This window comes from Sporomusa sp. 246TCP1, from assembly GCF_057319775.1.
This window is the reverse complement of sequence record NZ_CM170492.1, coordinates 298536-320000: the sequence shown is the minus strand read 5'-3', so window position 1 is coordinate 320000 and position 21465 is coordinate 298536. Positions and strand designations below refer to the sequence as shown.

Annotated in this window: 17 protein-coding genes and 1 rRNA gene (1 of these 18 cut by a window edge); 1 reads left to right on the top strand and 17 read right to left on the bottom strand. The window is 43.9% G+C overall.

Features of this window, described 5'->3' with window-relative positions:
* The 14 genes from AC1ECB_RS01510 to tsaD form a co-directional block, all read right to left on the bottom strand.
* A 16S ribosomal RNA gene (locus AC1ECB_RS01510) occupies positions 1-1522 on the bottom strand; it reaches 34 nt to the left of the window's first position.
* A 404-nt stretch (positions 1523-1926) separates the two neighbouring features.
* Positions 1927-4584, bottom strand: a complete 2658-nt coding sequence (gene ppdK / locus AC1ECB_RS01505) for a pyruvate, phosphate dikinase (protein ID WP_485667156.1) — start codon at positions 4582-4584, stop codon at positions 1927-1929.
* On the bottom strand, positions 4577-5413 hold the full coding sequence (locus AC1ECB_RS01500) for a pyruvate, water dikinase regulatory protein (RefSeq protein WP_485667155.1): 837 nt from the start codon (positions 5411-5413) through the stop codon (positions 4577-4579). Before AC1ECB_RS01500 ends, ppdK begins: the two co-directional genes overlap by 8 nt.
* Before the next feature lie 272 nt (positions 5414-5685).
* Complete coding sequence (locus AC1ECB_RS01495; RefSeq protein WP_485667154.1) at positions 5686-6129, bottom strand: hypothetical protein; 444 nt, start codon at positions 6127-6129, stop codon at positions 5686-5688.
* A gap of 53 nt (positions 6130-6182) precedes the next feature.
* Positions 6183-7529, bottom strand: coding sequence for an MATE family efflux transporter (locus tag AC1ECB_RS01490; RefSeq protein ID WP_485667153.1), 1347 nt, complete (start codon positions 7527-7529; stop codon positions 6183-6185).
* 75 nt (positions 7530-7604) lie between these two features.
* On the bottom strand, positions 7605-8555 hold the full coding sequence (locus tag AC1ECB_RS01485) for an AEC family transporter (protein WP_485667152.1): 951 nt from the start codon (positions 8553-8555) through the stop codon (positions 7605-7607).
* A gap of 309 nt (positions 8556-8864) precedes the next feature.
* Positions 8865-10406 (bottom strand): glutamine-hydrolyzing GMP synthase, encoded by a 1542-nt coding sequence (gene guaA / locus AC1ECB_RS01480; RefSeq protein WP_485667151.1) that lies wholly within the window; start codon positions 10404-10406, stop codon positions 8865-8867.
* Between the two features lie 207 nt (positions 10407-10613).
* A complete protein-coding gene (gene pdaB, locus AC1ECB_RS01475; protein WP_021166811.1) occupies positions 10614-11354 on the bottom strand; it encodes a polysaccharide deacetylase family sporulation protein PdaB in 741 nt (246 codons plus the stop codon).
* Between the two features lie 594 nt (positions 11355-11948).
* The gene (locus tag AC1ECB_RS01470; protein WP_485667150.1) at positions 11949-12245 is read right to left on the bottom strand and encodes a LysM peptidoglycan-binding domain-containing protein; all 297 of its coding nucleotides are present in this window, start codon (positions 12243-12245) and stop codon (positions 11949-11951) included.
* A gap of 298 nt (positions 12246-12543) precedes the next feature.
* Positions 12544-14193, bottom strand: a complete 1650-nt coding sequence (gene groL / locus AC1ECB_RS01465) for a chaperonin GroEL (protein WP_485667149.1) — start codon at positions 14191-14193, stop codon at positions 12544-12546.
* A gap of 44 nt (positions 14194-14237) precedes the next feature.
* Entirely contained in the window at positions 14238-14519 is a 282-nt protein-coding gene (gene groES / locus AC1ECB_RS01460; protein WP_145097374.1) for a co-chaperone GroES, read from the bottom strand.
* 215 nt (positions 14520-14734) lie between these two features.
* On the bottom strand, positions 14735-15316 hold the full coding sequence (locus AC1ECB_RS01455) for an ANTAR domain-containing response regulator (protein ID WP_145097371.1): 582 nt from the start codon (positions 15314-15316) through the stop codon (positions 14735-14737).
* Between the two features lies 1 nt (position 15317).
* Positions 15318-16763 (bottom strand): sensor histidine kinase, encoded by a 1446-nt coding sequence (locus tag AC1ECB_RS01450; RefSeq protein WP_485667148.1) that lies wholly within the window; start codon positions 16761-16763, stop codon positions 15318-15320.
* A 251-nt stretch (positions 16764-17014) separates the two neighbouring features.
* Positions 17015-18058, bottom strand: a complete 1044-nt coding sequence (gene tsaD, locus AC1ECB_RS01445; protein WP_485667147.1) for a tRNA (adenosine(37)-N6)-threonylcarbamoyltransferase complex transferase subunit TsaD — start codon at positions 18056-18058, stop codon at positions 17015-17017.
* A gap of 128 nt (positions 18059-18186) precedes the next feature.
* Between tsaD and AC1ECB_RS01440 the strand changes: the two genes are divergently transcribed.
* Positions 18187-18387 (top strand): alpha/beta-type small acid-soluble spore protein, encoded by a 201-nt coding sequence (locus AC1ECB_RS01440; RefSeq protein WP_021166802.1) that lies wholly within the window; start codon positions 18187-18189, stop codon positions 18385-18387.
* 327 nt (positions 18388-18714) lie between these two features.
* On the opposite strand, the gene rimI is transcribed toward AC1ECB_RS01440, so the two are convergent.
* Genes rimI through thiL form a run of 3 tightly spaced genes read right to left on the bottom strand, consistent with a single transcriptional unit; the run spans position 18715 to position 21342 of the window.
* Complete coding sequence (gene rimI / locus AC1ECB_RS01435) at positions 18715-19161, bottom strand: ribosomal protein S18-alanine N-acetyltransferase (protein ID WP_485667146.1); 447 nt, start codon at positions 19159-19161, stop codon at positions 18715-18717.
* Positions 19161-19853 (bottom strand): tRNA (adenosine(37)-N6)-threonylcarbamoyltransferase complex dimerization subunit type 1 TsaB, encoded by a 693-nt coding sequence (gene tsaB / locus AC1ECB_RS01430; protein ID WP_485667145.1) that lies wholly within the window; start codon positions 19851-19853, stop codon positions 19161-19163. The genes rimI and tsaB overlap by 1 nt, the downstream gene beginning before the upstream one ends.
* Positions 19834-21342, bottom strand: coding sequence for a thiamine-phosphate kinase (thiL, locus tag AC1ECB_RS01425; RefSeq protein WP_485667144.1), 1509 nt, complete (start codon positions 21340-21342; stop codon positions 19834-19836). Before thiL ends, tsaB begins: the two co-directional genes overlap by 20 nt.
* Between the last annotated feature and the right edge of the window lie 123 nt (positions 21343-21465).

The window sequence follows — 21465 nt, the reverse complement described above, 5'->3', positions numbered from 1 at the left end:
CTACCTTGTTACGACTTCACCCCAATCATCGGCCCCACCTTAGACGGCTAGTTCCATTGCTGGTTACCCCACCGGCTTCGGGTGTTGTCAACTTTCGTGGTGTGACGGGCGGTGTGTACAAGGCCCGGGAACGTATTCACCGCAGTATGCTGACCTGCGATTACTAGCGATTCCGACTTCACGGAGGCGAGTTGCAGCCTCCGATCCGAACTGAGAGCTTGTTTATGCGTTTGGCTTACCCTCGCGGGCTTGCTTCGCTTTGTTTAAGCCCATTGTAGTACGTGTGTAGCCCAGGACATAAGGGGCATGATGACTTGACGTCATCCCCGCCTTCCTCCGCATTGTCTGCGGCAGTCTCCCTTGAGTTCCCACCATTACGTGCTGGCAACAAAGGATAAGGGTTGCGCTCGTTGCGGGACTTAACCCAACATCTCACGACACGAGCTGACGACAGCCATGCACCACCTGTTTTCGTGTATCCCGAAGGATAGGAGCTAATCTCTTAGCTTTTCACTCAATGTCAAGTCCTGGTAAGGTTCTTCGCGTTGCGTCGAATTAAACCACATACTCCACCGCTTGTGCGGGCCCCCGTCAATTCCTTTGAGTTTCAACCTTGCGGCCGTACTCCCCAGGCGGGGTACTTATTGCGTTAGCTTGCGGCACAGAAGGGGTCGATACCCTCTACACCTAGTACCCATCGTTTACGGCCAGGACTACCGGGGTATCTAATCCCGTTCGCTCCCCTGGCTTTCGCGCCTCAGTGTCAGACACAGTCCAGAAAGTCGCCTTCGCCACTGGTGTTCCTCCCAATATCTACGCATTTCACCGCTACACTGGGAATTCCACTTTCCTCTCCTGCACTCAAGATCTCCAGTTTCCTGCGCCTATACGGGGTTGAGCCCCGCACTTAGACACACGACTTAAAAATCCACCTACACGCCCTTTACGCCCAATAATTCCGGACAACGCTTGCCACCTACGTATTACCGCGGCTGCTGGCACGTAGTTAGCCGTGGCTTCCTCCTTTGGTACCGTCATTGCTCTACATTATTCACATAGAACACGTTCGTCCCAAACGACAGAGCTTTACAATCCGAAGACCTTCTTCACTCACGCGGCGTTGCTCCGTCAGACTTTCGTCCATTGCGGAAGATTCCCCACTGCTGCCTCCCGTAGGAGTCTGGGCCGTGTCTCAGTCCCAGTGTGGCCGTTCATCCTCTCAGACCGGCTACTGATCGAAGCCTTGGTGAGCCGTTACCTCACCAACTAGCTAATCAGACGCAGACCCATCTCTAAGCGGTAGCATATTCAGAGGCCACCTTTCTTATCTCAGTCATGCGACTAAGATACCACATTCGGTATTAGCACCACTTTCGCGGTGTTGTCCCCAATTTAGAGGCAGGTTGTCTACGCGTTACTCACCCGTTCGCCACTAGGAGTTATAAATAACTCCCCGTTCGACTTGCATGTGTTAGGCACGCCGCCAGCGTTCGTCCTGAGCCAGGATCAAACTCTCCAATAAAATATTATTGAAGCCATTTGTTGGCTCTATAAATCAATTAAAAAGAAATTGTTTTTGGTTTTGATGTCGCAAGCGACATACAACCGCACATCTGGCTTTTTGATGCATTACTTACATTGTTCAGTTTTCAAGGAACACTTTTTGTTGTTCGCTTTCGCGCTGATCTTAAGCGCTGCGACGTTTCTATATGTTATCACGTTTATTACATCGTGTCAACATAATATTTTCGGATAGCTATTGAACCATTTTGGGATATTTTGTCGCATCAAGCGGCGACTTATTTATATTATCATATTCATCATTTAAATGTCAACACACATATTGTATATAAATTGTTGGAAAATAATACGCCCCCGGAATTTTTTCAGCAATACCCGGGGGCATATTGATTATTTCATTTAAGCTTATCTTGTTCCGATATTTTCACCATCACTAATAGCCGCTTGAGCTGCTGCCAATCTAGCTAATGGTACGCGATATGGTGAGCAACTAACAAAGTTTAAGCCTATTTCATGACAGAATCTAACTGAACTAGGTTCACCACCATGCTCGCCACAAATACCAATCTCCAGCCCTGACCGAATCTTGCGTCCACCTTCGACGGCCATGCGCATAAGTTTGCCAACACCTTTTTGATCAATTGCGACAAAGGGGTTTTCTTTTAAAATTTTACGTTCAAGGTAATGCGGCAAGAATTTCCCTTCCGCATCGTCTCTGCTAAATCCTAGCGTAGTCTGAGTCAAATCATTAGTACCAAAACTAAAGAAGTCACAGAACTCAGCCAATTCCTCAGCCAAAAGGGCAGCACGAGGCATTTCAATCATCGTACCAATAGAGTAATGGAAGGTAACATTGGCTGCTTTCATAGTTGCTCCCGCAATCACTTCAATTTTTTCTCTAAAGAACTTCATTTCGTTTACATCAATGGTTAACGGGATTTCAACTTCTGGCAATACTTTATAGCCTTCTTTAGTAAGTCTGGCCGCCGCATTAAAGATAGCTTGCATTTGCATTTCATAAATTTCCGGAAAAGTTATACCCAGACGGCAACCACGATGACCAAGCATCGGGTTGAATTCATGTAAAGCCCGTACTTTCTTTAACAACAGTAATTTTTCTTCAAGCAGTTTAGGATTTTTTTCGGTTATTTTAAGTTCAGTTGTTTCCACCAGTAATTCCTCTAAACTGGGGAGGAACTCGTGCAGCGGCGGGTCTAACAGACGAATCGTAACGGGAAATCCTTCCATAGCTTGTAGTATTCCATAAAAGTCTCCTTCTTGCATCGGTAGAAGATGGGACAATGCTTTTTGACGCTCTTCTAGAGATTCAGCTAAGATCATTTGTTGCACATATGGCAGCCGGTCTTGTTGCATAAACATATGTTCAGTTCTAACAAGACCAATCCCAATAGCCCCAAACTCCCGGGCTTTTTTAGCATCTTCCGGGGTATCAGCATTGGCTCTAATCCCAAGTCGTTTACATTCGTCTGCCCAACCCAATAAAGAATTATATTCCTTAGATATCTCCGGGTCCTTCATGGGCACCTCGCCTAAAATTACCCGGCCAGTAGATCCGTCAATAGAGACTATGTCGCCCTTTTTAATTACTGTTGCACCAATATTGAACTCTTGTTTTAAATAATCAATATGAATGGCTTCGCAACCACATACGCATGGTTTACCCATCCCCCGGGCTACTACTGCAGCATGGCTGGTCATACCGCCTCTACTGGTCAAAATACCTTGGGCCATAATAATACCGTGGATATCATCAGGTGTTGTTTCGGTACGTACAAGCAGTACTTTTTTACCAGTTTTGCCCATTCGCTCAGCCTCGTCAGCATCAAAGACAACCTGTCCCGAAGCCGCTCCAGGTGATGCGGGTAAGCCTTTTGCCACAACATTCAACGTAGCATTACCGTCAATCTGCCGATGCAATAACTGGTCAAGCTGACCGGGTTCAACCAGTAGTAATGCTTGCTGCTTGGTAATTAATCCTTCCTGTGCCATTTCAAAAGCAACACGTACACTGGCTTGCGCTGTTCGTTTACCGTTACGCGTTTGAAGTATGTATAACCGCCCGCGTTCAATCGTAAATTCAATGTCCTGCATGTTTTTGTAATGGCTTTCTAACAATTGGGCAATCCGTGAAAACTCAGTATATAATGCAGGCATCTCATCATTAAGCTGCGCTATCGGGCGCGGTGTACGGATACCGGCAACTACATCCTCCCCTTGGGCATTGGTCAGGAACTCACCATATAATAAGTTTTCACCAGTCGAAGGATTACGGGTAAAAGCTACACCAGTACCCGAGTCATTACCCATGTTGCCGAACACCATAGACTGAATATTTACCGCTGTCCCCAGGTCGTGGTCAATCTTATTAAGATTCCGGTATACTATGGCTCTGTCATTATTCCAGGAACGGAATACAGCCTCAATAGCCATAGCCAGTTGATCCAGCGGATTTTCCGGGAAAGCACTACTGGTTTTCGCTTGCACCAATTCTTTGTAACTGTCAATAATTTTGCGTAATGATTCCGGAGTAAGTTCCTGGTCATATTTCACACCTTGCACATCCTTTTGTCTGTGCAGGATATCTTCAAACTCATATTTTGGAATTTCCAATACAACATCACTAAACATTTGAATGAAACGACGGTAAGCGTCATAGGCAAACCTAAGATTGCCTGTATTTTTTGCTACAGATTGGACCGTGTCTTCGTTAAGACCCAAATTTAAAATAGTATCCATCATCCCTGGCATGGAAAACATCGCTCCAGACCGAACAGATACCAATAAAGGATTTTTTAGGTCACCAAACTTCTTCTCTGCTTGCTGTTCAACTACTGACAAATTGCGTTTAACCTCATCCATTAGGCCTTCTGGTAATTTTCGACCCAACCGGTAATATTCGGTACAAGCTTCTGTAGTAATTGTCATTCCCGGAGGTACAGGCAAACCAATATTGGTCATTTCCGCTAAATTAGCCCCTTTACCGCCTAATAGAGCTTTCATATCGGCTCTGCCTTCTTTAAATAGGTAAACAAATTTACTCACTTGTCACTACTCCTTTACGATAAATGTCCAGCACATATGCTGCTGTCTCTTCTACAGATTTGTTAGTTACATCAATAACAGTGCATCCAAGCTTCCGCATAATCGACCAAGCATACTCGTACTCTGTCGATATTTTCTCCATACTTGCATAGTCAGTGTCTACGGATAAGCCCATTGTCCTTAATCGCTGCTTGCGTATTTCCTGTAAAATTATTGGTTTAATTGTTAACCCAATAATTTTATTTCCTGGTAAATTAAAAAGTTCATCTGGTGGCGGTGCTTCGGCAACAAGCGGCACATTGGCAGCTTTAACCCCTTTATGGGCTAAATACATGCATAACGGCGTCTTGGAGGTACGTGATACTCCAACTATCACTAGATCAGCCTTTGCCAGCCCGCTGGGGACTTTGCCATCATCATACTTTACGGCAAACTCAACAGCCTCTACTTTGGAAAAATACTCCTTATCCACCTTCCTAATTAGACCTGATTCATTACGTGGTGACAAACCAGTAATACTTTCTAGTGCCGCAATGACCGGGTACATGATATCAACGCTGATTATACCAAGCTCTGCTGCTTTAATCTCCAAACACTCTTTTAAATCCTGGCGTACCAAAGTATAGACCACAACAGCACCAATCTGCACGGCCGCCTCTAAAGCACACATTATTTCTTCCTCTGAATTAATATGAGGTTTGCGCTTAAAGTTTATCTTGGCACCAGCAAATTGACTGGCTGCCGCTCTTACCACAAGTTCCGCGGTTTCACCAATGGAATCGGACATGATATAGACTGTTGGCATATTATTGGCTGAACGTATAGCCATTACCCCCCCATTGCCGTTGATTACTCATCCTGCTACTTGCAAATCAGCCCGCACCATTAAATATAGTATACTAAATACGATTTAAGAACTTAATAGCATACTCTAAATAAAGTCTATTCAACACAAATTGCATTTTTCCTTCCACATTAGCAAAAAAACTATGGACAGGTTTAGTATTCCATAGTTTTCGTATTCTGGATTATTCCCATCCAAGTTTCCTTTTAATCTCCGCCGATACATCCTGCGCTTCTTGGCAACAAATAGAGCCTTGTTTAGATTTTGCTAACTAAACGTTTATAATTTTTTAAATTTAGCTCAGTGTTAAATTTAGGCTCGAAAATAGTTTCATCTGCGCCTTTACTAAAATCCAGATGGACCGAATAATACTCTATATCCGGATCAGTAAATTTGTCTTTTATAGGAACTTTAAGTTGCTTTTGAATTGTTACTATATCTGATCTTTTACGCCGCTCAATACATATATTACTCAAACCAAAACTAGCCTTAATAAGTTCTTTTGCTGTTAAGAAGAATACTGAACAATTGTTATTTTCCAATATCTCTTGGTCTATGTTGATTTCTTGGATAAAAAACTCAACATCGCTTTCTCCGGTATCTTTTACTATTATCGATAATCTACGCGGAACCCATATTGGTAAACCTTTAATTGCAAATATGTCGGCAAGAACCACAATTACCAACTCCTCCATTCCCATTTCCTAACATCTTCGGCAAAAGAAAGTAGATTCCTGCTTACTGGTAACAAAGCTCATGCCTGGCTTTTTCTTTGAACTCTAATCAGGCGCAGCAATAATGCCGACGCACCAACAGCCAGCCCGGCAATAAAGCCAATCCAGTAGCCAAACGGACCAAAAGCCTTGTGATAGGACAGTAGATAACCAACCGGCAAACCAATAGCCCAATAGGATAGTAACGCCACAATAAAGGTTACTTTTACATCTTTGTAGCCTCTCAGCACGCCCTGGATAGGTGCTGCCACAGCGTCGGACAACTGAAAAAAGGCTGCATACAATAAGAAATGCTGTGTTAATGTTAGCACACCATAATCATTCGTATATAAGCCTGCTACTTCCTTATTAAACAATACTAATCCCACTGCAAAAAAGATAGCAGCAATTATCGCCAAACCCATACCTAAATACGTATAATGACGGGCATCCCGAAATCTTTTTGCCCCTATTTCAAAACCAACAACAATTGTCATTGCCATACTGATACTTAGCGGCAGCATATATACTAAACTCGCAAAATTGATAGCAGCTTGGTGCGCGGCAATTGTAACAGTACCAAATCGCGCCATTAATATTGCCACTGCACCAAAAACGCTTGTTTCACAGAAAATAGCAAAGCCAATCGGTATGCCGATGTGTAACTGTTCCTTCCAGGCTGCTATCGAAACAGGATACACTTTTTTTAATATACCATAGCAGGTAAACCGCCGCATTCGTAAAATAGTTAAGCCACTGACAAACAGCATAATCCAGTAGGTAATCGCTGACGCATAGCCTGTTCCTACACCTCCTAAACGGGGAAAACCGCAATTGCCAAAGACTAGCAAATAATTAAGTACCACATTAATCGGCAGTGTCCCCAGCACAATTAGCATCGTTATGCGGGTATAGCCAAGTGTATCAATAAAACCGCGCAGCACCATACTGAGAAAAAACGGCACCACACCAAAGGCAATAGCCGCTAAAAAACGGTAAGCAATATCAAACACAGCCGGTTCAAGATTCATAGAAGAAAGCACCGGGCGAATTAAAAACATACCGGCTATAATGACAATACCAGCAAGTGCCACAGCTAAATAACCTCCCTGCAGCACAATAAACGGCATCTCCTTATGGCGTCCTGCACCGTTAAGCTGGGCAATTATTGGCGTAAGCGCCATCAGTATGCCATTAACGCCTGTAAATACCGGCATCCAAAGATTCGCCCCAATCGCCACCCCAGCCAAGTCATTCTGACCGGCATGACCCGACATCACGGTATCAAAAAAACTTAAAGAACATAAGGTTAGTTGTGAAATAAATATCGGTAATAAAATAATCACTAACTGTCGAATTTTTTCTTGCAGCGTATATGTTTGCTTCACTATCGGCCACCTCAATATTCATAAAACCCTGGCAGTTAATGCATTTATACATTAACTGTCTGCCTATCACCTGCACTATATCGCTAAATAAGTAAATATTACCATATATATTGGAATCATCACCATTGCAATTACTGTAGTAACCGTTGTCATTAGCGCCGCATACTTATAATCTGCATTATATGCTTTAGCAATTATAGATGCACTAGCAATTATCGGCATTGCTGATTGGACAATAAATACTTCTTTCATCAATGAGGGCACCGGTATTAGTAAAGTAAGTAGAAATACTATAAACGGAGCGATGATAAATCTCCCCAAAACCAGAGCAACCACATCTTTACTTACGTGAATTTCATCAGGCTTAACACTATAAATCGATATACCGATAAACAGCATCGATAATGGAGTCGTACAATTCCCTAAGTATTTACAAACATCTGAGATAAACGGTGGTAGTTTACTATCAGCTATTACCAACAATATACCTACAATAAAACCCAAGAGCGGCGGCGAAAATATATGTTTTAGATTCTGATAACTAAATAATCTGGGGGTACTGTCGCTGCCGTCGCAGCTAATAAGGTAAATTCCAAGTGTCCAGAATAATGTTGTATTGGCTATATAATACAATAAAACATAAGGTATACTTTTATCACCAAATAGGGCTAAATTTATTGGTAAACCAATAAAGATGGTATTAGAAACAAAAAACATACAATTAAACACACCCTGGTGTTTAGCTTCAATGCCGATAAGCTTACTGATTAGCCAACCAACGCTATAGCAAGCTAACATTGATATAAAAGGAATAGTTATTCCACCAACTAAATGCAACAATTTTTCCTGGTCAAAAGTATTTGTGAGATTCCAAACCATATAAGCTGGCAAGGATATTTTAAGAACCATCGTAGTAAATGCTTTACCCGTATTTTCATTAAAAACTCCCCTTTGGGTCAAAATATAACCAAGAAATATCATTATGATTATGCTTAAAATGCTTTCTAATGAATTTATAAACACCATAAATACGTTTTCTCCTCTTAGCTTTCTCCCTGTTCCTGGGTTAACCATTTTGGCTGGTTATTCGTTTTGCCGCTGTTTTTCCATAGTAAAAAAGACCATCCGGTTTATACCAAGAAGGTCTCTAGCTTCGTTATACACACCTCACAATTTGGCAAAACATGGCTTAGGGCTAATACTCGTCCTTTGCATAAACATTATATCAAATTAAAATGTAACTGTCCAAAAAACAGAAAATAGCCGTTAACCATACGCTTACCGAAAAAGTACACCCGCAGAACCTTGATAAATCAAGGCTTGCGGGTTTCTTTCTTATTCCCATTCAATTGTAGATGGTGGCTTTGAGGTAATATCATAAACAATCCGATTTACACCTTTAACCTCATTAACAATTCGTCGCGATATGCCGTCAAGTACCTCGTAAGGAAGACGTACCCAGTCCGCTGTCATGCCATCTTCACTTTCTACGATTCTGAGACCAATAGTATATGCGTACGTCCGCTCATCACCCATGACCCCGACGCTCTTCATAGCAGGTAACACGGCGAATGACTGCCAGATCTTGCGGTACAAACCGGCCGCTTTAATCTCCTGATATACAATAGAATCAGCTTCACGCAGGATTTCCAAACGTTCCTCAGTGATTTCGCCAATGATTCTAATAGCTAAACCCGGACCGGGGAATGGCTGACGATATACAATATCTTCCGCCAGGCCAAGTTCAAGGCCTAGTGCCCGGACCTCATCTTTAAATAAATCTCTGAGTGGTTCGATCAGCTCAAATTTCATATCTTCCGGCAAACCACCTACATTATGATGACTCTTGATAACAGCAGCCGTGGCGGTTCCACTCTCAATCACATCAGGATACAATGTCCCCTGTACCAGATAATCGAGCTCACCTAGTTTAGCCGACTCCGCTTCAAATACACGAATAAACTCTTCGCCAATAATTTTCCGTTTTTGCTCAGGCTCAGTCACACCTGTCAGTCGCTTCATGAAGCGGTCGACGGCATCTACATACACCAAGTTCATTTTAAAGCCATCACGGAAGGTTTTCACAACTTGTTCAGCCTCGCCTTTACGCAGGAAACCATGATTAACAAATACACAGGTTAACTGTTCCCCCACAGCACGATGCACCAACACAGCAGCAACTGAGGAATCGACACCACCACTTAATGCGCACAGTACACGCTTATTCCCGACCTGTGCCCGAATCCTGGCAATGGCCTGATCAACAAAAGAACCCATATTCCAATTACCGTTACAGCCACAGATGGTAAATAAAAAATTCTTAAGCATCTTCATTCCTTCAGGAGTATGTACAACCTCAGGATGAAACTGTACACCGTAAATATGCCGTTCTTGATTTTCCATCGCCGCTACCGGGGTACTATTGGTATGTGCGGTAATAGTAAAACCTGCCGGCGGCTCAGTAATATAATCGCCATGGCTCATCCATACTTGAGTTTCAGCATTAATTTCTGTAAAAAAGCCTTCGTTTTTATCAACTAACAGTTTGGTGTTGCCATATTCACGCGAATCGGCATGGGCGACTTTACCACCCAGGGTGTGGGCGGCCAGCTGCATTCCATAACAGATCCCCAAAAGCGGCAAATTAATAGCAAATATCTGTGGATCACATTTAGGTGCACCCTCGCCGTAAACACTGGATGGACCGCCGGAAAAAACAATACCCTTGGGAGCAAGTTGGTTAATTTTATCAATACTGGTGTTAAATGGCACAATTTCGCAATAAACCCCGCACTCGCGGATTCGTCTGGCAATTAATTGGCTATATTGGCCGCCAAAATCCATAACCAAAATCATTTCTTGTTTTTCTGTCATCATGTATAGAGACCTCCACCTCGATAGTTCGGTAAATTTAGTTATCGACATAAGTCTGGAACTTTATGCAATCTCATGAATTTCGCCAAATATCGCCAAATTCCTGCCAAGCAAGGTAATTAAGTACAAAAAAACAAGATTGCTTCACCTTGTTCTGCATGACGATTATCTATCAAGTCATTGCAAATACAAGCTGGCAATCTCACTGTTTTAATGCCGCTGTACCCCTTTTTCGCTACACTTTTCTAATAGTTCTCCCACTGTAACAAAGCTGTAGCCCTCGGCCTTGATTTTCTCAATTAGAATGGGCAAAGCATCTGCTGTCTGCACCGGGGTATCGGAAGCATGCATCAAAATAATTGCCCCAGGTTTAAGACGTTTCATAACTCGTTCAACAATGACATCCCTGCCAGGATTTTTCCAGTCCAGCGAATCTACATTCCAGATGATTGTTTTATACCCAAGCTCATCAGTTGCTTTTAACGACTTTTGACTATAGTGGCCATTAGGTGGACGCAAAAGGCGGGGCTCTACGCCAGTAACTTCTTTTATTTGTTCATGGGCTTTTGTAATATCTTCCTTTACCCATTCTGGCGACCTATCGCCATAGTTTTCGTGCCGATAACCATGACTGGCAATCTCATGGCCATCTTGAGCTATACGCTTAGCTACCTCGGGATATTTCTGGGACCATGGCCCCATGATAAAGAAAGTGGAATGAATATCATTTTGTTGCAATGTATCTAAAATTGATGGTGTAAATTTATTGCCCCAGGAATGATCAAAAGTAAGTGCTACTACCTTTTGGTCAGTACGAGTCCCGGCAATTGCTATTGGGCCGCCGGAAATTACATCAGCGACCTGCACATACATAGCTGAAATAGCAAATAAGCCAATGATGCTATAGAAAATATTACGGTGATGAAACAGGCGGTGCAAGCTAATAATCATAGTTCTCCCTCCCTCCGCAGTACAATAGTATCTATGCGTCAGGCAGCATGATTATGCTCTTCCACCATCTCCAACTCTAATTTTCAAATTTTAACTGCCGTATTTCATCTCACCTTGGAAATACTAATTGGGGAGGTGATTCTTTTGAAAAGCTCATTTAGCGGCAGCAAATTATCCCGATCAATTGGTTACACTAGATACAACACTTCAGGTCAAGATGGAATTCAAGCTTCACCTAGAAAGAAAAGACAGTACACTATTGAGGCGCCTAAAGTTTCTACTCAACATTTTTAGTCGGCATAGCCGGCTTTTTTATTGACCTGTAGTACAAATCCCGCCTACCTGGATGAACCCGGCAGGCGGCCAACTATTCTGATTCTGCCTGCTTAGATTAATTTTGTTGTAATCAACACGTTGGACTACAAGGACTGCAATCATCATTAAAACACCATAACAGTAAGATAATTATAATGATTATTATAATCCAGTTATCACCAAATCCTCCACCGCCACAAAATCTATGTCCCATTTTGTATGCCTCCTTTGCTATATACTATTACATAATATGAGGCACAAACCTATTTTGTTCTAGTTTCATTGCGGGTCCGCCTGCCAATAATTAATTTGCAAACGGTCGCCGGCAATAATGAGTCCATGCGGATAGCGGTCTTTAAAAACCCGGTCATAATTTAACTCGATAATACCTTCCCGAAATTCCCGAATGTCCCGCTTTACTGCTGATTTCTTCATAAATTGGTATGAGATATCAGTTAAGGTGTCACCTGATTTCACGGTATACATTTCAGACACTAAATGCCCCTTCAGTTCCGCATTCCCGTAACTCGCTGCAGCCGCGACTATTAATCCTGCCAGTACTAACTGTTTAAACATCTAAATCCCCTCCTAGTTTGAATGCTTGTACATTCTATGACTAGAAATTCATTTTCATGCAGCAGTTTTAACTAGTTTCGTGAAATAATGAAACGATTAGGACACACTAATAGCGACACCCAACAAAGCGAGTGCAAGTATACCTGCAGATAACAAAGACATGAAAAAAGAGGCCGCCCACAAGTTTACTGCACTCATGGACAACCTCTAATTTTTCAACTGTTTTCGGTACTAAAATGGTACTAATTGCAGTTCGGCACTTGCTAGACCCAGTAAAATCAGGGGTCTGCAGGTATTCCTACATCATGCCGCCCATGCCGCCCATACCACCCATGCCGCCCATGCCGCCCATGGCACCAGCACCTGCACCGGCGTCTTTTTCCGGCTTGTCAGCAACAAGAGTTTCTGTGGTAAGAACCATAGCTGCGATACTAGCAGCATTTTGCAATGCAGAGCGAGTAACTTTAGCTGGGTCAACAATACCAGCAGCAATCATATCAATATATTTTTCATTCAGAGCGTCAAAGCCCTGACCTTTACCGGCTTTTTTAACATTCTCAACAACAACTGAACCTTCTAAGCCAGCATTGTTGGCAATTTGACGTACCGGCTCTTCAATGGCGCGTCTAACAATTTCAACACCAGTTTTTTCGTCGCCAGTAAGTTTCAGGCTGTCTAAGCTTGTCTGAATGTCGATGAAAGTAGTACCACCACCAGATACAATGCCTTCTTCAACAGCAGCGCGAGTTGCATTCAGAGCATCTTCAATACGCAGTTTCTTTTCTTTGAGTTCCACTTCAGTAGCAGCACCGACTTGAATAACAGCTACGCCGCCAGCCAGTTTAGCCAAACGCTCTTGCAATTTTTCTTTGTCAAAATCGGAAGTAGTTTCTTCAATGTGAGCGCGAATTTGGTTAACGCGTTTTTTGATTTCTTCAGTTTGTCCACTGCCATCAACGATCGTGGTTTCTTCTTTAGACACACGGACTTGACGAGCACGACCAAGATCTTCAAGAGTTACGCTATCAAGCTTGCGTCCCAATTCCTCAGTAATAACAGCGCCGCCGGTAATGATAGCGATATCTTCCAGCATAGCTTTTCTGCGGTCGCCAAAACCAGGAGATTTTACAGCTACAGCACGGAAGGTGCCGCGGAGTTTGTTCACAACCAAGGTGGCCAAAGCTTCGCCTTCCACGTCTTCAGCAATAATTAGGAGTTCCTTACCTTGCTGAACAACCTTTTCAAGTACTGGCAGCAGATCGGCAATGGCTCCAATCTTGCGGTCAGTAATAAGAATATACGGATCATTTAAAATGGCTTCCATTTTATCAGGGTCAGTAACCATGTACGGGGAGATATAACCACGGTCAAATTGCATACCTTCCACAACATCAAGGTCGGTACCCATGGTTTTGGATTCCTCAACAGTGATAACACCGTCTTTACCCACTTTTTCCATAGCTTCTGCAATCAGAGTGCCAATTTCTACATCACCGGCTGAAATAGAAGCAACTTGAGCGATAGCATCTTTGGTTTCTACTTTTTTAGAGCTTTTCTTAATTTCGTCAACAAGCACATTTACTGCCTGTTGAATACCTTTTTTAAGAATCATGGGATTAGCACCAGCAGCAACATTTTTCATGCCTTCACGAATCATAGCTTGTGCCAGCAATGTAGCGGTAGTAGTACCGTCACCAGCAATATCATTAGTTTTGGTAGCAACTTCTTTTACAAGCTGTGCTCCCATATTTTCAAACGGATCTTCCAAATCAATATCACGGGCGATAGTTACGCCGTCATTAGTGATCGCCGGAGCGCCAAATTTTTTATCAAGCACTACGTTACGGCCTTTAGGTCCTAAAGTAACTTTAACAGCGTTAGCCAGTGCGTTTACGCCTCTTTCGAGTGCCCGGCGTGCTTCCTCGTCAAACAAAATTTGTTTAGCCATTTATGTATTACCTACCTTTCACTTTATAATAAATTAGCTGATTATTAAATTATAGCCAGGATGTCTCTTTCGCTGATGATGAGGTACTCTTTGCCTTCAACCTTGACTTCTGTGCCGGCATATTTTGAGAAAATAATGTTGTCGCCAACCTTAACATCCAAGGCAACCTTTTGGCCATTTTCCAGAGTTTTACCTGTCCCAACAGCTACAATTTTACCTTCTTGCGGTTTCTCCTTGACGGTATCAGGAAGAACAATACCACTCTTAGTCATCTCTTCCTTTGCCAAAGCTTCAATTACTACTCTGTCGCCTAATGGCTTAATCATGTAAAGAACCTCCCTTTATAGTGTGTTATATAAATTTATTTGGTTGTTGTTAGCACTCGCTTAAGTCGAGTGCTAATCCCATAATTTATAATATAAAATTATCCGTGAAAAATCAAGGGGATTTGCGCAAAAAGTAGATAAAAATTTAAAAAATTTCTAGAAATAATAAAAGCAGAGACAATATAGTCTCTGCCCTGGCATCAAAAACGGTCTATTTATCTTTTACGGGTAGCAGACTCCACAATGGCTGCCGCTACGTCCCTGATTGATTTTCGTTTACTCATGCTGTACTGCTGAATACGGCGGTAGGCCTCAGTTTCAGATAAACTGTAGGCATCCATCAAAATACCCTTAGCCCTGTCAAGTATTTTTCTGGTTTCCAGTGAGTTTTTAACTTCCTCCAGTTCCCGCTCTAATTCTGCAAATTCCTTAAACCGCGACAAAGCAATTTCCATTGCGGGAAACAGGTTAGCCTCTTTTACCGGCTTGACCAGATAGGCGAGTACCCCCGAGTCTTTGGCCTTTTCTACAATTTCCTTCTGACTAAAAGCAGTTAAAAGCAGTACAGGCGCCAGTTTTTCATTGGAGATAATTTTAGCGGCAGTGATGCCGTCCATTTCAGGCATTTTGATATCCATAATAACAAGGTCAGGGTGGCATTTGCGGGCCAGTTCTACCGCTTTCACACCGTCAGTTGCCTCACCCACTACAGTATGCCCGGCTTCTTCCAGTATCTCTTTAAGGTCCATCCGTATGATTGATTCATTATCTGCAATTACTATCCGCAAAGTGTCCATGTTATACCTCCTTGGCCTCTTTAGCGCCTTCCATTAGGCGGGGAATGGTGATAAAGGCATGCGTTCCGGAACGGGAAAAAAGGCGGAATTTTCCCCCAAGATCATTTTCGATCAGTGTCCGGACAATCTGTAGACCCAGACTGTTGGTATTTTCAAGGCAAAAATCCGCAGGTAGGCCAATACCGTCATCATAAATATCAATCTGATAATTCTCCGGTGTTGTCGCAATATCTACGCCAATAAGTCCCTCTTTACGCCCCACGAAGCCGTGTTCAATCGCGTTTTGAATGAGTTCATTTATGACTAAGGCCAGACTACTGGCCTGTTCAGACGGTAAAATAACAGTTTCCCCATTAAGCACGGTTTCAATATTAAAATTAGGTTCCAGCATATTCTGAATTACCAGATCCAAAATATTTTTGGTAACTTCAGCCACATCAATAAAGCCTCTGTCCTGTTGAGATAAAAACTCATGCACGACCGATATACTCAAAATCCGGTTAACGCTTTCTCTTAGTGCCGCCTTAACTTCTGGCGTCTTGGTTCGTCTGGACTGCAATCTAAGCAAACTAGCAATTGTTTGTAGATTATTTTTAACCCGGTGGTGTATCTCTTGAATTACAGCTGACTTTATCAGTAATTCTTTTTCCTTTTTTCGAATTTCAGTAACATCGGCAATAATAAATACGGTACGTGACACCTGACTGTGAGCAAAAATTGGAATAGCGCGCTGTACCAAAATCATATTACCGGATTCAAATTCTTTTTCCATTAACTGCCCTGTAGATAGCGCCTGTTGGGCCAGCCGCATATTGACCTGGCGATCAGATACCCGCCGTCCAATAACCCGGTTGATACCGAGAACTTTGTAAATGGCATCAGCTGCTGAATTGGCAAACATAATATAACCGCGTTCGTCAATGATAATAATGCCGTCACGAGTACCCAACGGTCGATACAGCTTATGCCCCAGCGGTTTACCAACTGTTGCCATTGTTAAAAGCATAGATGCTGTTTCTACCAGCAGACCATGTCCATCAGCGCCAGCCTCCTGGTTACTGGTCTCAAAACTTGCGGCCGCAATAAATTTCCCTGTCCCATCTTGTATGGGATAGACCCGCATTTCGAGTGCATCCATACCAAGTGCCCACTCACGCTGCCCGGCAATAGGAGTACCAGAGGCAAGCGTTCGCCATATTAACGGCTCTTCTCCTGCTTGTACCGTACTACCAAGAATGTTGGTTTTAAAGGCAATATAACTGGTATTGGGTTTAGCCTGGGCAACAATAGCCAAAAAATTTTCACTGCGCGCCTGAGCATACAGCGTAACCTGTGCATGAGCAAGATCAGCTGCTAATCCCAGTACACTTGCCGCATTCGCAATCACTTGTATTTGCTCTGCGCTTAAAACAGTTATTTTTTGGCAAACATCGACAACTACGCCCATAAACTTTCCCCCGTTCAAAATTGAACTCTAAGCCGTTAGTCTTTATGTATTCAACTGTACCGTCAAAAATTCCTTGTTAGCTGGTACCAAGTTGACTAAAGAACGCGTCAAGATCTTAATCCACAACAAACAGCCGTGTTATCCCAAAGTTATCCACATTATCCACAGACTTATGCACAGTTAAACTGTCGATATCCAACTGTAATTGCCCACTTTGCACAAAGTTACCCACAATATCCACAATTGTCGTTTTATTGTTTTCCACATTGGCTGTGACCCAATGTAAGTGTAGGCACAGCATTAAGATTAAGATCAGCAAAATCCCCCACCAAATACTGATAATAGGCACGGCAGGCAATCATTGCTGCATTATCTGTGCAAAGCACCGGCGGTGGATAAAAAAATCCAATTCCCTGCTGAGTGGTCGCTGCGGTTAATTCAGCTTTCAGATATGAATTGGCGGCCACCCCACCAGCTAGGACTAACTGCCTGGCACCTACGTGCCGGGCTGCGGCTATGGCCTTCATGACTAATACGTCTACAACAGCGGCCTGAAAGCTAGCGGCTACATCAGGAATACTAACTGTTTCTCCACGCTGGGCAGCAGTATGTAAATAATTTAATACTGCTGATTTTAACCCGCTAAAGCTGAAGGCAAATTTATTTTCTCCTGTTAGATCGGAAAACGCCCGGGGAAAAGCAATAGCGGCAGGCTGGCCTTCTTTAGCGGCATTATCAATATGCGGACCTCCAGGATAGGGAAAATTCATAACCCGGGCAATTTTATCAAAAGCTTCCCCTGCCGCGTCATCGCGGGTTTGACCTAAAAGTTCCAGTTCATTATAATCCTTGATGTGAATGAGTGAAGTATGACCACCTGACACTACCAGGGCCACAAAAGGCGGTCTGAGTTCATTATGTGCCAAAAAATTAGCAAAAATGTGTCCCTCTAAATGATTGACGCCAATCAGTGGTTTATCAAGAGCAAAAGCTAAAGCCTTAGCTGTTGCTACACCCACTAAGAGCGCACCGACTAATCCCGGGCCATAGGTAACGCCAATGGCGTCGACGGCCCCAAGGGTAATCCCAGCTTCTGCCAAAGCCTGATCAATAACCGGTATAACATGTTCAATATGTTTGCGCGAGGCTATTTCGGGTACAACACCACCAAATTTTTGATGTGTTGGCACCTGCGACGAAATAATATTAGCTAAAATTGTGCGCCCGTTCGCAACAACAGCAGCCGATGTTTCATCACAGCTTGTTTCTATAGCCAATGTTAGACTTTGCTTCATAAGGACAGACCTCCATCATATGTCTGCTAATTATTACATGATCAAAATGATGTATTTAAATCGCAAAAGCGAGCCACATTAAAGCCAAGGACAGCAACATACAGTCCGCGAAAGGAGGTGCATGTAAAATGGCACGCTCGAATAAACCTGTAAACCCAGGAGCTGAAAATGCTCTCGACCAGATGAAAATGGAAGTGGCTAATGAATTAGGGATTTCCGAGCGCGTTCGTAGCCAAGGTTGGTCAACGATGACTTCTGCCGACTGCGGCCGCGTAGGTGGTCACATGGTTCGTAAAATGATTGAGCAGTATGAATCTACTCTCCGATAGATTTTATCACACAGGGCGGCTCTGGCCGCCCTGTCGCTTTATCTTATCACCTTTGGATGTACCGGTGCATATGTTACATTACACAATCACCCTTTGGGGGCTGCGAATACATCACGCGGCCCCCGTTTTTTCCTTGCCATAAACGCCCATCTGCGCGATGCTGTTACAACAATCCTACTGCCAGCCAATTGCCGTAAAGTAGTCTCATAGGCGACGGTGTTGCTCTTGCGGGCGTTCCCTTCGACGTACTTCCCAGTACGACTCCGGTCACGTCCTCATCGCGCCTCGCATCTGGACATTTCTAGCAAGTTTCGGGAGAGTGCCATTTTATAGTTTGTCCAGCCACATGATCAACGCATCTTCACCTAATTCGGCATAATAATTGGGCCGAAGACCGCGTTCAACAAAGCCGCGGCGCGAATAGAGTTTGCGGGCTGGTACATTGGATGGACGGACTTCGAGCGTCATACTGACTGCCCCTAACATTTTAGCGGTAAGAATCATGTGTTCTAAAAGCAGCGAACCGTAGCCTGCTCCCTGGTGTTCAGGCAAGAGAGCAATATTAGTGACATGTGCTTCATCCAGCACTAGCCAAAAGCCGCCATAACCTACCAGTTTACCATCCTCCACAACTACCAGGTAATACGCCAAATCATTAGTTATTTCTTCTTCAAAGGCGGAGCGCGACCAGGGAGTAGTAAATGCCCTATTTTCTACAACTAATACAGCATCAAGATCTGACTCCTGCATCCGTCTGATACTTATTTCAACCACTAGCAATGCTCCTGAGCTTGCCGCCGTTCCCATAATACTTCTGCCTCTGAACGTCTGATATATAGCGGCTCCAAGGCAGCTACATCATGCCTGATACCCTGAACATACATAACTTGCGCCATAACGGCTACGCTGCCGGCTCGAGGCATAATAACATGGGGCGGTACAGGGTGAACAATATCTGCTTTATGCATGACAGCCGCCTCCCCCAGCATTAAAGCCGGCTTCTCCAGTTTACCAAGCTCAGCCTGAGCCGCCGCAAAAGCCATCACCCGGGGTGGCTGTACTTCATAAACTGCATCCTCACGCCATTCATAAAGTCCTAAATATACATTGCCCTTTTGGGCATCAAGCATCGGCGCCAAAATCACTCCCGGAACCGGGCAGGAAAATGCCAGCGCTGCCAGGGTAGGCACACCGATAAGCGGGATATTCAGCGCATACGTCAGCGCTTTTGCTGTCGCTAAGCCAATTCTAAGACCAGTAAATGAACCTGGCCCAATGCTTACAGCAACTGCCTTCAAGCTAGTCTGTGTTATTTCAGCCATACTCAACAAACTGGAAATATGAGGCATGAGCCTCTCTGAATGGGTTTTTCGGGTCTGAATTGTAAGTTCAGCCACCAACGTGTCCGGTGTGGCAATGGCCACACTAGACACAAGGGTGGCTGTATCAATAGCTAGAATCGGCAACCTGTTTCAACTCCTCACACAGCGTTTGATACCGCTCCCCCTCGGCCTTGAGATTAATAACCCGCGCCTCTGGCAACTCACCATAGTCTAAGGTCAGCCATAAGCGCTCTTTTGGCAAAAACTCAAGAAATTTCCCGGGCCATTCAATAATAGCAATTCCACCGGCCTCTACATAATGGTCAAAACCAATATCATCAAGCTCTGCCGGATGTTCGAGACGGTATAAGTCAAAATGATAGATAGTAACGTCTTGTCTGTCAGCGGTCTGACCATCGTAAACATTAAGAACAGTAAAAGTAGGACTGCTTACAACATCAGCGACCTGCAGTCCTGCCGCAATCCCCTGACTTAGCAAAGTCTTACCGGCGCCAAGATCGCCGGACAAACAGATAACATCACCCGGCTTGAGATACTTGGCCAACGCCTGTCCAAACTCATAAGTTTCATCTGCCGACGTAGTTTTGCCTGCTAGTATAGCGGAGGGCTCCTCCTCGCGGAAGTGGTTATAACCTCTGGCTTCAAGGTCCTGCACCCCGCCTGCTTCATCAACTAAGGTCACACCCTGACTACTGTCAACAATCTCACCAATTTTGACTAGCTGCAACTCTGGCTGGGTAATCAACAGTTCCTCATATTTTGGGGGCTCCATGGTAAACAAGAGTTGAAAATCTTCACCACCATATAGTGCGTAATCCAGTGCCTGCTTATCTAGTTTTGCAGCAGCTGCTTTTAACTCAGGTGCAAGCGGAATTTGTGCAGCATACAGCTTTACACCCACCCCACTGGCTTTGGCAATTTCATGCGCCTCGCTGGCTAGCCCATCGCTAACGTCATCCATACTAGTGGCTCCGGCCGCAGCCAAAATAGCTCCGGTTTTAACCTGTGGCTGAGGAGATAAATGGGCAGTAACGAGTGGCCAGGCAAAATCAAAATCCTCCCACTCACCAACTGACAATAAGTCCAGCCCTGCCGCTGAATTTCCCAGCCAACCAGTAACTGCTACAATATCGCCAATCTGAGCCCCTGAACGTCTCACTAAATTGACTGGCGCAACCTCGCCAGTTACTGTAACATTGATCACAAGCCCCTGGGGGCTGGATACAGTATCGCCACCGACAATATTAACACCAAATTCATGGCAAATCTCTTTCATGCCCTGATATAGATTTACAACAAAATCTGCCGATGTTGACGGAGGCAAGGCCACCGATACTACAGCATGGCGGGGTACACCTCCCATAGCGGCAATATCACTTAAATTAACAGCAATTGCTTTATAGCCAAGCTGCCAGGGAGTTGTGGTAGCTAAATTGAAGTGTACAGATTCAACTAGCATATCAGTAGTCACCAGCAGCAATTGCCGGGGTGTCGGCAGTAATACGGCAGCATCATCGCCAATCCCAAGTACCACGCTGCCATGGTCACTAATCGTATCTTGTTTTATTAAATCAATCAGACCAAATTCCCCGAGTTTTGTAAGCTCATTCATTGAAACACCACCTTCTCTGGCTGCGTAATGCTTCTAATAAATTCTCTTTTATGCAAGTATTTCCTGCAAGGATAGTATGCCACACCGCGAAAAAAAGTTGTATGCTAACTAGGATTATCCCTG